12 protein-coding genes are annotated in these 12,088 nt (G+C 72.2%); 4 read left to right on the top strand and 8 right to left on the bottom strand.

Annotated features, from left to right (window positions below; all coding sequences use genetic code 11):
• Nucleotides 1-82 precede the first annotated feature (82 nt).
• Nucleotides 83-739: a peptide-methionine (S)-S-oxide reductase MsrA gene (gene msrA / locus MYMAC_RS34115; protein ID WP_095961095.1), complete on the bottom strand. Its 657-nt coding sequence runs from the start codon at nt 737-739 to the stop codon at nt 83-85.
• A gap of 97 nt (nt 740-836) precedes the next feature.
• Complete coding sequence (locus tag MYMAC_RS34110; RefSeq protein WP_095961094.1) at nt 837-2,882, bottom strand: ATP-binding protein; 2,046 nt, start codon at nt 2,880-2,882, stop codon at nt 837-839.
• Between the two features lie 228 nt (nt 2,883-3,110).
• Between MYMAC_RS34110 and MYMAC_RS34105 the strand changes: the two genes are divergently transcribed.
• The gene (locus MYMAC_RS34105; RefSeq protein ID WP_095961093.1) at nt 3,111-4,073 is read left to right on the top strand and encodes an ornithine cyclodeaminase family protein; all 963 of its coding nucleotides are present in this window, start codon (nt 3,111-3,113) and stop codon (nt 4,071-4,073) included.
• Nucleotides 4,070-5,458: an MFS transporter gene (locus MYMAC_RS34100; RefSeq protein ID WP_095961092.1), complete on the top strand. Its 1,389-nt coding sequence runs from the start codon at nt 4,070-4,072 to the stop codon at nt 5,456-5,458. Before MYMAC_RS34105 ends, MYMAC_RS34100 begins: the two co-directional genes overlap by 4 nt.
• A gap of 4 nt (nt 5,459-5,462) precedes the next feature.
• Here the strand turns inward: MYMAC_RS34100 and MYMAC_RS34095 are convergent, their stop codons facing one another.
• Entirely contained in the window at nt 5,463-5,705 is a 243-nt protein-coding gene (locus MYMAC_RS34095; protein ID WP_095961091.1) for a DUF2171 domain-containing protein, read from the bottom strand.
• Between the two features lie 280 nt (nt 5,706-5,985).
• Between MYMAC_RS34095 and MYMAC_RS34090 the strand changes: the two genes are divergently transcribed.
• Nucleotides 5,986-6,279: a YgaP-like transmembrane domain gene (locus MYMAC_RS34090; protein WP_239989188.1), complete on the top strand. Its 294-nt coding sequence runs from the start codon at nt 5,986-5,988 to the stop codon at nt 6,277-6,279.
• A gap of 104 nt (nt 6,280-6,383) precedes the next feature.
• Here the strand turns inward: MYMAC_RS34090 and MYMAC_RS34085 are convergent, their stop codons facing one another.
• Nucleotides 6,384-7,304, bottom strand: coding sequence for an NmrA/HSCARG family protein (locus MYMAC_RS34085; protein ID WP_095961090.1), 921 nt, complete (start codon nt 7,302-7,304; stop codon nt 6,384-6,386).
• Nucleotides 7,305-7,505: 201 nt separating this feature from the next.
• Between MYMAC_RS34085 and MYMAC_RS34080 the strand changes: the two genes are divergently transcribed.
• The gene (locus MYMAC_RS34080) at nt 7,506-8,117 is read left to right on the top strand and encodes a hypothetical protein (protein WP_095961089.1); all 612 of its coding nucleotides are present in this window, start codon (nt 7,506-7,508) and stop codon (nt 8,115-8,117) included.
• Here the strand turns inward: MYMAC_RS34080 and MYMAC_RS34075 are convergent.
• From MYMAC_RS34075 to MYMAC_RS34055, 4 genes are all read right to left on the bottom strand, one after another.
• Nucleotides 8,114-8,590 (bottom strand): DUF2203 family protein, encoded by a 477-nt coding sequence (locus tag MYMAC_RS34075; RefSeq protein ID WP_095961785.1) that lies wholly within the window; start codon nt 8,588-8,590, stop codon nt 8,114-8,116. The genes MYMAC_RS34080 and MYMAC_RS34075 overlap by 4 nt on opposite strands.
• A 547-nt stretch (nt 8,591-9,137) precedes the next feature.
• Nucleotides 9,138-10,127 carry a hypothetical protein gene (locus MYMAC_RS34065; RefSeq protein ID WP_095961088.1) on the bottom strand — a complete coding sequence of 330 codons (990 nt, stop codon included), beginning with the start codon at nt 10,125-10,127 and terminating at the stop codon, nt 9,138-9,140.
• A 126-nt stretch (nt 10,128-10,253) separates the two neighbouring features.
• Nucleotides 10,254-10,748 carry an endonuclease V gene (locus MYMAC_RS34060; RefSeq protein ID WP_095961087.1) on the bottom strand — a complete coding sequence of 165 codons (495 nt, stop codon included), beginning with the start codon at nt 10,746-10,748 and terminating at the stop codon, nt 10,254-10,256.
• Nucleotides 10,749-10,765: 17 nt separating this feature from the next.
• On the bottom strand, nt 10,766-12,067 hold the full coding sequence (locus MYMAC_RS34055) for a DUF1444 family protein (RefSeq protein WP_239989187.1): 1,302 nt from the start codon (nt 12,065-12,067) through the stop codon (nt 10,766-10,768).
• Between the last annotated feature and the right edge of the window lie 21 nt (nt 12,068-12,088).

Raw genomic sequence — 12,088 nt, 5'->3', positions numbered from 1 at the left:
GTCTTTGTCTTGGATTGCACTGCGCGCCGGAAAGGCGGGCGCGGGTCGTTCACCCCGCGCCCGCGCACGTCGGCGTCCGGTGTCAGGCGTTGACGCCCACGCCCACCGGGCAGCTCACGCCGGTGCCCCCCAGGCCGCAGTAGCCGCCCGGGTTCTTCTCCAGGTACTGCTGGTGGTAGTCCTCGGCGTAATAGAAGGGCGGGGCCTGGAGCAGCTCGGTGGTGATGCTGTCGAAGCCCCGGGCCGCGAGCACCTTCTGGTACGCGTCCCGGCTCGCCTCGGCGGCGCGCTGCTGGGCCTCGCTGGTGTAGTAGATGCCGGAGCGGTATTGCGTGCCCACGTCGTTGCCCTGGCGCATGCCCTGCGTCGGGTCGTGGCTCTCCCAGAAGACGCGCAGCAGCGCCTCGAAGGACACCTTCTTCGGGTCGAAGACGACGCGGACGACCTCGTTGTGTCCGGTGAGTCCGCTGCACACCTCGCGGTAGGTGGGGTTGGGCGTCAGGCCGCCGGCATACCCCACCGCCGTGCTGTACACGCCGGGCGTCTGGTAGAACTTCCGCTCCGCGCCCCAGAAACACCCCAGGCCGAAGAAGACCTCCTCCAGGCCTTCCGGGACGGCGCCCTTGATGGGCGTGCCCAGCACCTCGTGCCGCTCCGGGACGGGAATCTCCTCCGCGCGGCCCGGCAGCGCCTCCGCCGGCGTCGGCAGCCTCAGCTTCTTGGTCGGATTGAAGAACATGCCCAAGGAATAGCGACCTGGCGCGCGCGATTCACCCCCAGAAGGGGCGGGCGTGCGGGCAGGAGGGTGGCGGGCCGCCAAGGCTCGCCGCGCTGCTTCATGCGCCCTGGGGCAGCGTGGGGGCGCGGGGCCAGTGGACGGTGAAGGTGGTGCCCTCGACCTGGTTGGAGCGCACCGCCACCTGGCCCCCGTGCGCGCGGACAATCTGGCTGACGATGTAGAGGCCCAGCCCCAGGCTGCGCTTCTTCCTCGCGACATCCTGCGTCGCCGTGCCGACGGGGTGACTCTTGAAGGGGTCGAAGAGGCGCGGCATCAGCTCGCCCGCAATCGGCTCGCCGGTGTTGTGGACCTCCAGCACCACCTCGTTCACTCCCCCGCGCACCGAGACGCACACGGGCATGTCCTCCTGGCCATGCTGGAGGGCGTTGGTCACCAGGTTGCCCAGCACCTGGGAGACGCGGTCCGGGTCCCAGGTCCCCCGCGTGTCCCCGCTCGTCACGAGGCGCAGGGCGCGCTCCGGGGCGCTGACCTGGAGCTCCTCCAGCGTCGCCTGGCACACCTCCGCCATGTCCATGGGCTGGAGGGCCACGGGGAGCCCGCCGCCCAGGCGGGTGCGCGCGAAGTCGAGGATGTCCGTAATCATGCGCCCCATGCGCGCGGTGGCCTTGCGGATGCGGTCCACGGCGCGGCGCTCGGACGGCGCCAGGTCCTGGGCCCGCGACAACTGGAAGGCCGAGGCGTTGATGGCGTTGAGGGGGTTGCGCAAGTCGTGCCCCACCACCGCCATGAGCTGCTCCCGGAAGTCCACCGCCCGCTGGAGCATGGCCTCGGACCGCTTGTGGTGGGAGACGTCCACCACCGTGCAGCTCAAGCCCAGCACCGTGTGGTCCGGCATGCGGATGGGGTGGAAGCTGGCCTGGTAGGTGCGAGGGTTCCCGGGGATGGAGAACTCGACGGCGTCCACCGGCTCGCCCGTCTCAATCATGCGACGGAACATGGGCTCGAACGTGTGCACCGCCGTGGCCGCCGCCATCTCCTGGAAGCGGCGGCCCAGGTGGGCCTGGGGCGCGGCGCCGTTGATGTCCGCCATGGCCTGGTTGATGCGCACGTAGCGCAGGTCTCTGTCCAACTGGGCGATGCCCATGGGCGTGGAGGCCAGGAGCGCGTCCAACTGCGCCAGCGAGCGCTGGGCGTCCGCGTGGGCCTGGCGCTCAAGGGCCTGGAGCCGCGCCTGCACCAGGTAGGCGGTGGCCCGCTGCGCCATGGTCCGGAGCAGGAGCGCGTCCGGTTCGGAGAAGATGAACGCGGTGCGCGAGCACATGTACACCATGCCCAGGACCTGGTCCCCGTCCAGCAGGGGCACGCCGTAGACGGCGCGCAGGCCCTCCTGTCTCAACGCGGGCAGCGCCTCGCGCGGGCTCGCGGAGGCCGAGCGCAGCGCCAGGGGGCGGCGCTGGCGGACGACCTCGCCCACGAAGCCCTCGTCCAGGCCCATGGAGGCGCCGAGCGCCTCGTCCGCGCCCAGGCCCACCGCGGCGCGCACCACCAGCCGGTCTCCCTCCCGCAGGAGCAGCGCGGCCGCGTCCACCGACAGCGCGGACTCCACCAGCACGGTGAGGAGCCGCGAGGGGAGGCTGGCCATGGAGGGGCTGTCCAGCGTGGCCTGCGTCATCTGGTCCAGCGCCTGGAGGATGCGCTGCCGCCCCTGGGAGAAGGACGTCACCGTGCGGGTGACAATCCGGTCCAGCGCGCCTTCCAGCCGCTCCAGTTCCCCCGGCGCGGGCAGGGCGGACTCGGCCTCCAGCCTGTGGAGGATGCACTGGCGCAAGAGGGCGTACTCGGTCGCCACCTGCCCCAGGTCGAAGCCCGCGTCCAGGCGGGACATGGCGTGCTCGTCCGGTACCGTGGTGAGAATCTCGTCCGGGCCGTGGTCGATGAGGTCCGCGAGCATGTCCACCAACTGGGGCAGGTGGTCCAGCAGCCAGGAGGGTTGGGCCTCGCGTCCCAGGTGGAGGGCGCGCATGGCGCGTTGCCATTCCTCCAGCAGCTCCACCCGATATTCACGGAGGAAGGCGGAGACCCTGAGCGTCCGTGCCCCGGAGGCCTGCTTGTCGCCCGCTGCGCGGGATTCCGTCTCCAGCATCACCGGCCTCCCGTGGCCCGGGGCCCGCCCGGCTCGCCCCGTCGTTCACTTTCACCCTGGTGACGATGCCGCTCGCGTGCCTCGTCCCGCCGTCGCGCCTGGTGGAGGCCACCCCGGCTGGGACGCCGGCGCGCCGTCCGCCCGGACGTCCAACTTCGGGCGCTTGCCCACCCGTCCGCGCGCTGTGGGGCTGTGGGCCCGCACGGGCTCGGTTAGGGTGTCAGGGAGATGCGCACGCTCCTGCTGACCCGCTCCGACGTCTCCCGCAACCTGCAGGCCCCGCTCCTCCTGGAGGACATGCGCGAGGCCTTCCGCACCGACGCGCTGGCGCGCACCGTGGCGCCGCAGCGCGCCCGCGCGCCCCTGCACGCCGAGGGCACCGCGCTGGTGCTCTTCCCCGGCAGCCTGCCCTCCGTCCCCGCCTACTCGGTGAAGGTGCACGCGAAGTTCCCCGGCCAGTCCCCGGCGATTCGCGGCCTGGTGCACCTGCATGACGTGGCCACCGGCGCGGTGCTGGCGGTGATGGACTCCGGCCACCTGACGGCGGTGCGCACCGGCGTGGTGGGCGCGCTGTCGGCGGACGTGCTGGCGCGGCCGGACGCCAGCCGCGTGGCGCTCATCGGCGCGGGCCGGCAGGCGGTGCTGCAGCTCAAGTCCCTGCGCCTGGTGCGCTCGCTGTCGCATGTGCGGGTGTTCGACACGGCGCCGGAGCGCTCGCTCGCCTTCGCCACGCGCATGTACCAGGAGCTGAACCTGCCGGTGCGGATGGCGGAGTCGGTGGAGGAGGCCGTCTCCGACGCGGACCTCGTGGTGACGGCGACCTGGAGCCGCCACGCCTTCCTGCAGCCGGGCATGGTGCGGCCGGGCACCCACGTCATCGCGCTGGGCGCGGACGAGCCGGGCAAGGCCGAGCTGTCCGCGGAGCTGCTGCGCCAGGCGCGGTTCATCGTGGACCACCGGGGTCTGGCGGTGTCCACCGGCGCCGCGGGCGCGGTGGGGCTGGACGAGGGCGCCATCCACGCGGAGCTGGGCGAGGTGCTGGCCGGCCTGAAGCCCGGGCGCACGTCGCCGGAGGACCTCACCGTCTTCGCGGCGGTGGGCCTGCCCTTCCAGGACCTGGCGGCCGCCTGGCACGTCTACCAGTCCGCCCAGGGTGATGACGCCCTGGCGGGGGTGGACTTCGACGCATGAGACGCCTGGCGCTGGGGCTGCTGTCGCGAATCGGCCTGACGCGGCCCGCGCTGCGCGCCTGGGCGATGTACGACTGGGCGAACTCGGCCTACATCACCACCGTCGTCACGGTGGTGTTCCCGCTCTACTACGCCTCCGTGGCGGCGCAGGGCCTGCCGCGCGAGGTGGCCACCAGCCGCTTCGCCACCGCCACCGCCGTGGCGCTGAGCGTGGTGGCGGTGCTGTCGCCGGTGCTGGGCGCGCTGAGTGACCGGGCCGGGTGCATCAAGCACATGCTGGGCGCTTTCGCGGGCCTGGGCGTGGCGTCCACGCTGGCGCTGGCCACGGTGGGCCCGGGGGACTGGGCCTGGGGCCTGCTGCTCTTCGGCCTGGGCAACGTGGGCGTGACGGGCAGCATCGTCTTCTCGGACGCGCTGTTGCGGCACATCGCCCGGGACGACGAGCTGGACCGCGTGTCCACCGCGGGCTACGCGCTGGGCTACCTGGGCGGAGGCCTGCTGCTGGGCGCGCAGCTCGTGCTGCTGATGAGGCCGGCGTGGTTCGGGCTGGCGGACGCGGGGGCCGCCTCGCGCGTGGCCTTCGCCTCCGTGGCGGTGTGGTGGGCCGTCTTCTCGGTGCCGCTCTTCCGGCGCATCCCCGAGCCGAAGCCGGACGTGGGCGCCCCGCGGCCGCCGCTGTCCCTGCGCGGCATCTTCGCGCAGCTCGCGCGCACGCTGGGCGGGCTGCGCCAGCACCGGGAGGCCCTGCTGCTGCTGGTGGCCTATCTGCTCTACAGCGACGGCATCGGCACCATCATCCGCCTGTCCACGCTGTACGGGACGGAGCTGGGCATTGGCCGGGGCGCGCTGATTGGCACGCTGCTGCTGACGCAGGTGGTGGGCGTGCCGTGCGCGGTGCTGTTCGGCCGCGCCGCGGGGAAGGTGGGCGTGAAGAACGCGCTGATGTTCTCCCTGGCGGTGTACGTGGGGGTGACGTTCCTGGGCTACTTCATGCGCACGCCGCTGCACTTCTTCGTGCTCGCGCTGCTGGTGGGCATGGTGCAGGGCGGCAGCCAGGCCTTGAGCCGTTCGCTCTTCGCGCAGATGGTGCCCCGGGACAGGGCGGCGGAGTTCTTCGGCCTCTTCAGCGTCTTCGAGAAGGTCACCGCGGTGGCGGGCCCGCTGGTGTTCGCGGCCACGGTGGAGCTGACGGGCTCCAGCCGGCAGGCGGTGCTGTCCCTCCTCTTCTTCTTCGTGTCGGGCGCGGCGGTGCTGTCCCGCGTGGACGTGACGGCGGGGCGGCGCGCGGCCCGCGAGGCGGAGGCCCGCGCGGGCTGGAGCGGTGACGGCGAACCGGTGGCCCCCCTGGCCCCGGAGGGCGCGCCGGACGCGCGCCGCGGCGCCTGAGGCGTCAGTGCTTCGTGGGTGGGACTTCCCGGGGCGCGGAGAAGAGGCTGTCGCGCCCGTGGTTGAGCACCACCTCGCCGCCGACGACCTCGCGCACGTCCGCCAGGGCCACCGCGAAGTCATGCCGGCGCAGGAGGCCCTTCTCCACGATGAGCTCGTCCCCCTTCATCTCGATGATGCGGCCGAGCACGTGCCCGTCGTTGCCGCGCACCTTCATCCCCTTGTGGATTTCCGAACGACTGAACATGGTTGCCTCCCCCAGGGCGGTCCGTGGCGCCCCGTGGGTGAAAGCTGGCTTGAGCCGCCCGGGCTGGCAGCGGGCGGGCGGCGCGGCGCGCCGTTGAAGGCCGCTGGAGGCGCTCGGCGGGCAGGCGCTCGGCGCGAGGCCGCCTTCCGTGCGGGGGCCCAGGGCGCGTCGGGCGCGCTGTCCGGTGCCTGCCTGCCTGTCCGGCACTCCAGCCGTGCGGGGCACCACGGCGGGTGGCCGCCCGCAGGGACGTGGCCATCTTCGCCCCTGGGAGGTGCACATGCTCGTTGGTTTCTTGGCGTCGCGGCCGGGGCGGTGGCTCCGCATCGTGACGGGCGCTGGGATGGTGGTGGGGGGGCTGGCGTCGGGGACGTCGCGCGGCGCGGCGGTGGCGCTGCTGGGCCTGGGGCCCCTGGTGGCCGCGGCGCTGGACTGGGTGCCCGTGGCCGCGCTCTTCGGGCTGCCCATGGATGGCCCCACGCTGCGGCGGGAGCTGGGCGTGTCGGATGAGGCGTCCCTGCTGGAGGGCTTCCCTCGCCCGGGCACCCGGGAAGCCTCGCCGACGCTGCACTGACGCCGGGGCGCGCCGTCAGTCCTTGCGGACCTGGAAGGGGATGTCGAGCGTGCCCAGCGGCTCGCCGCGCTCCGCGTCCACGAGCCGCGCCTGGAGCACCACCTTCAAGGGGACACGGGCTCCGCGGCGGCGTGGGGCCACGCGGGGGACGTCAGGGCGCTCCAGTCCTGGCCGCGCGCCCAGTCCTCGAAGGTGTGCCAGCGGACCTCCGGGAACTTGTGCCGCAGGGTGAGGATGTCCGCCTGGTAGCCCTTGCGGTCCAGCCATTCGTACATGGCGGCCAGGTCCTCGCTGCGCTCGCGGATGTAGTCCAGGGGGAGCTGCTCGTAGTGGATGCGGTGGCCGCTCACCATGGACAGGAGTCCCGCGGCCTGCTGGCCCGTCACCTCGTCGGAGGCCACCTCGATGCGGTGCTCCTCGAAGCGCTCCGGCTCCTCCATGACGCGCACGGTGAAGGCCGCCAGGTCATCCAGGGCCACCATCTGCAGGCCGCGCGTGGGCGAAAGGCCCATGGCGAGCACGCCCGCCTTCAGCCCCTCCTCGAACATGCCGCTGGTGAAGTTCTCCATGAAGAAGGTGGGCCCGAGGAGGGTGTAGGGCAGGCCGCTGGTGCGCACGTGCGTCTCGATGCGGTGCTTGCTGTCGAAGTGGGGGATGCCCGTGAGGCGGTCCGCCCCCGCCACCGACGAGTAGACGTAGTGCTGGACGCGCGCCAGCCGGGCCGCGTCCGCCAGGTTCTTCCCGTGGCGGACCTCCGCCTGCACGCCGCCCGGGCCAAACGGCGTCGCGGCGGCGAACATGGTGTCCATGTCCCGGGCGGCCTGGGCGATGGAGTCCAGGTCGTCGTAGTCACCGACGGCCAACTCGGCGCCCAGCGACTCGAGCTCCCGGGCGGCGGGGGACTCCGGGTGGTGGACGAAGGCGGTGACGCGGTGGCCGCGCTGCAAGAGCTTCCGCGCGACGGCACCGCCTTGATGGCCAGTGGCGCCGGTAACGAGCACGGAGCGGGAGAAACCCATGGGCATGTGTGCACCTCGTGACGTCAGATGCCCGAAAGTTGGGGATGACGGACGCTGCTGGCGAGCACACCGTGGGCGTATCGAGCCTCACGGCCAGGGGTTGCCGGGCGGCCGGGCCGGCAGGCGGCCTGGGGTGGCGGCTGCCTTGCCAGGGGCGCTCGCTTCGGAGCGGCGCCTTGCTCCCGGAAGTGCCATGGTGCTCGGACGATGAGCAAGCGTGACAAGCCTCAGGAGTCGGAGTTGGTGGCGGCCGCTCGGGCGCTCGACGCGGAGTTGGTCCGCTTCGAGGCCCAGGCCGAGCAACTGGAGCAGGCGCCGCTGCAATCCGAGAAGCACCTGGAGCGCGCCTCGGCGATGTTGCAGGGGCTGGCGGACCTGGATGAGCAGCTCCGGGGCCGGGTGACGGCGCTGGTGGGGGCCATCTCCCAGGTGCGCGACAGGCAGCAGGCCCAGGCCGAGGCCATCCACCAGCGCGCGCAGGAGCTTCAGCGGCGCACGGAGATCTTCAAGGACCTGCTCGTGCGTTATGGCGCCCTGGGAGGGAACGCGGCCGAGCTGAACGTGCAGATGCAGCAGTTCGCGCAGCAGCGGCAGGCGGCGAAGACGCCGGAGGAGAACGCCGCCCTGGTGGGGACCTTCCAGGCGCTCCAGGAGCGGATGTCCCTGGTCGCGGACGAAGCCCACGCACTGGCGCGCGCCGCGGACGAGCAGGCCTTCCACGACGTGGGCCGGCAGGCGGACTCGCTGCGTCAGCAGTTGCTGTCGGCGCGGAACAAGATGTCGCTCTTGCAGAAGAGCCTGGGCGGCGAGGCGGGCTAGCTGAGGTACGTGGGCGCGAAGTCGTCCGGACTTTCGATGGGGCGCCGCCCCGCGTAGCCGTCCAGCAGGGCGTGCCAGTGGGAGACGGCGGGGTCTCCGAAGCGCCAACACAGGTAGACCTGCTCACCGCCGCGGTGGGCGCGGAAGTCCACGAGGCCGTCCGCGCCCTTGATTTCGAGGCCCATCTCCTGGAGCTGGAGGAGCTCGCCGCGGATGCGCTCCAGGAGGGTGTCGCGCTCCTCGCGCAGGGAGGCCAGGCTCGGGTCGCTGGGGACGGGCGCGGCGCCCAGCTCGTCCGCGAGCTGCTGGGCGCGCTCCACCCACGGGCGGACCCGCTCGAAGGTGCGCGTCAACAGCGGCACCAGCCGATTGGCTTCTTCCACGTTGAAGTAGCGCATCCCCCCGAGCATGCCTCGGTGAGGCCCACGGCCGCTACTGTCCCGGCGCGCGTGATGCGTCAGCCTGTCGCCCAGCCAGCGCTGGGCCGCGTCACGAGGTGCGCTATCCGCGGGCGGCCACAAATGCGGATCTGAATGCGGTCGAAGCTCATATGGTCACAACTTGAATGAGAAAGGGATGGTTCATTCCAAATCTGGTTGGCGCTGCTCCCTGGGTGCGCGTTGTTCCGGCCTGCGCCTCGGCCTGCGAAGGCGCCACCTGAAGAAGCCGCGCGCTACCGATTTCCCCTCGTGCTTCCCACGGAAGGGCAGCACGTCCTACCAGGGGCGATTGCCGCGGCCGTCGCACTCGCCATGGAGGACTTCCTTCCGTTGGGTGCGAAGCCTCGCCGAGACGCCACACCCACGGAGGTTTGTGCCTCGCAGCGCCAGTCCTATGACGTGACGGCTGTCCCCGGTAACGATGTAGTGGTCTTCGTCCGCTTCACTGCCCGGCCTGATGCTTGCCATGGCCTGGAGGGGCCGCCCCTCGCGGGCATCCCCATCGTCTACGCCGTGGATACGGCGAAGTGGGTCATTCTCTCCGTGTAGAAGTAGCGAGGCCTGCGCGAATCGCGCCGCGCTATCGGCCGCGCAGCAGGGACGCGTGGTTGTCGCCCAACCAGCGCTGGGCCGCGTCACGCAGCGGGAACAGGACTTCGCGCTCGCGGAAGGCCGGCGTGTGCTCGGGCGCGCAGCGGCCCTCGTTGCTCGTTCCGTCGTCGAGGTCCGCGTGCAGCATCGCGTGGAAGACGAGGTAGTCCACCACGAACGCGGGCACGTGCGGCCGGTCCAGCGCCGGATGGATTCGAATCTCCCGCAGCCGCGCGTCGTAGCCGCCCACGTGGATGCTGCGGCGCTTCGTGCCGGCCGGCTTGCGCGCCCAACCCACGTCGACCTGCACCCGTTCGTCGAACCAGCTCGCGTTGAGCCGGGCGAAGATGGCCTGCAGGTCGAAGCAGCGGCCTCGCGTGCGCAGAGGCTTGCCAGGCCGACGCTCCCGGCGGACCCGCTCGCTGTGAGCGTGCGCGTAGGTTTCAAGCACCTCGCCCGCGCTCGCGTCCGCCCGGCCCGCGTACGCCGCCATGGCCTGAACCACCGCGTCAGGTGCTCCCAGGAAGAGGTGGTGGATGCGCAGCCGCAGCCCCTCCTCACCCCGGCGGAAGCTCACCAGCGTGGCCCGGTTGTCCGTGAGCCGCAGGTGGACCGGCACGCCGAGAATCGACGACAGCCGCCGCGCCAGCTCCGCCGCCAGCGGGAGTGCCTCCTCTCGCGCGGGGAGTCGGCTCTCCGGCGCGATGCTCGCGCGCTGAGCCGTATCTGGCGGGAGCCCATCCTCCCACGCGGTGCGCCGACTCTCCGGCGCGGTGCTCGCGCGCCGAGCCGTATCTGGTGGGAGCGAATCCCCCCGGGAGGGACGCCGACGCTGTGTATCCGGCGTGGCCGCCTCCTCCCGCGCGGGGAGCCGGCTCCGCGCCCCCGTGCCCGCGCGCGCCTCCGCACCCACGTCCTCGCGCTCATCAGGCGCCGCCGTGTCGAACAAGCCGAGCTGTGAATTCGGGTGCGAGGGCATCTACCGTCAAAGGTAAGCCTCCCGGCGCGAGGATTCCAGGAGGATGCTCGCCCCCCGGACGAAGAGGCGGAGCTCGCTGTTCCGAAATGTCGGGGGTTTATCGCCGCCGCCGCCCGGGTCGGGACTTCAGGACTCCCGGCAGAGCCGGTCCACCCGGTTCAGCATCGTGGGCGTGCGCGACGCGCCATGCATCCGCCGGATGTGCTCCGCCGCCACCGCCGAGTCGATGCCCGCCCCACTCACGAACAACGGCCGCAGGCTCTTCCCCCGCAGCACCGGCACCGAGGGCCCCGTCGTCACATAGGCCGTCTTCGCCACGCCGATGACGGGCACCTCCCGGTTCAGCGCATCGTACAGGCGCGCGCCCAGCCCGGGCCGGTCCTCACCCAGCCACGCATAGCCATCCACGATGACGGCCTCCAGCGGCACCTCCACCCGCGCCAGCACCCGGAGCAGGTGCGGCAGCTCGCGGCGGTAGAACTGCCCCGGCTCGTAGGGCTCGGCCGGAGGCCCGCGCTCCACCAGGTGCGAGGCCTCCGCCCCATCCGCCCAGCCCCGGAACAGCACGCACGCCGCCACGGTGAGCTCGGGGCGGTAGTCCACATCCAGGCAGGCGAGCATCGTTGCGTCCTCCCGTCTCAGGGCTCCTGGAAGTCCTCGAAGGTGACCTGGGCGGCGCGGAGCTGCTCCACCACCTCCGGGGTCGGCTTCGCCGTGGTGCGGTAGCGCGGCGGCCACAGCTCCGGCACCTGCGTCAGACAACTCCCCGCGATGCGCCGCACCTCCCGCCAGGGCACCGTGAAGAAGTCCTCGCCGCCCGCCTCGGGGCTCACGGCGACCATGTCCGCCTCGGGCAGCAGGGCGTCCACGTCATGCGACCAGACACACCAGGAGATGGGGAACTCGTCCCGCTTGCGCGCCGTGGCGCTGTAGCTGGCGACGAACAGGTCCAGCTCCTGCTCCTGGTGGAGCGCGTCGAGCGCCTCCTTCTGGGAGTTGTACTCCGCCAGGGCCAGCCGCACATGCGCCAGCCGCACCCGGTGCGCCAGCGCGTCCTGCCCGGGATGCACGTAGGGCACCACCCGCCCCGCGTCATCCACCGTGTACAGCGCGGGCGTCAGGCACCGCGACGCCGCCGCGTACTCCCGCTCCGCGCTCTCGCTCAGGCGCGCCACCAACTCCGGACGCGCGTCACCGCCGATGAGCAGCGTGGAGCGCTCCGGGAGGATGGCCACGGGTCGGCCCTCCACGCGCCCCGCGAAGGACGCGAGGAAGCCGGGGCGCAGCAGCCGGGACGTCTCGTAGGTGTCTCGCGTCTCCACCGTCCACAGCGGGCCGTGCTCCTCGTCGTACAGCTCCACGCCCTCGTCCGGCAGCCGGGCCAGGTTCGCGTGGGCCGCCGTGAAGGCGTCGTCCTCGCTGACGCCCCACGTCTCCAGGTGCCGGCGCTGGACGAACATGGCGGACTCCGGCAGGTCCAGCACCAGCAGCTCGCGCAGGAAGGGCAGCGTCCGCCGGCCCACCATCTCCCGGTCCGCCTCCGCCTTCTTCATCAGCGACATGCCGAAGGTGGACGCACGCAGCACGGGCAGCAGCAGCTCACGCGCCTGCTCCCAGGGCAGCGTATCCGGCGACTCCTGCCACAGCGCGCGCAGGTAACGCTGGATGAGCTGCACGCGCTCCTCGGGCGGCAGCTCCCGCGTGTCCGCGTAGAGGTTGTCCAGGAAGAAGGTGCCCTTGCTGCCAGCGCGGGTGATGTCCAGCCCGTAGTCCTGCGTGCGCCGCTCCACCTGCTCCACCGCCGGGTCGGCGCGCAGCAGCGCCTCCACCTGCCGCATCAGCGCCTCGCGCGGCTCCACCGCCCAGGTGCTGGAGGGGCCGGGAGGAACCTCGGCGGCCGTTGAAGTCTTCCTCCCGAAAAGCCTGCCCCAGAACCCCATGCTCGCTCCCACGTGTGTGCC

Source organism: Corallococcus macrosporus DSM 14697 (genome assembly GCF_002305895.1).
Taxonomy (GTDB): domain Bacteria; phylum Myxococcota; class Myxococcia; order Myxococcales; family Myxococcaceae; genus Myxococcus; species Myxococcus macrosporus.
The sequence above is the reverse complement of the archived record's forward strand: the minus strand, read 5'-3'. Positions and strand labels throughout refer to the sequence as shown.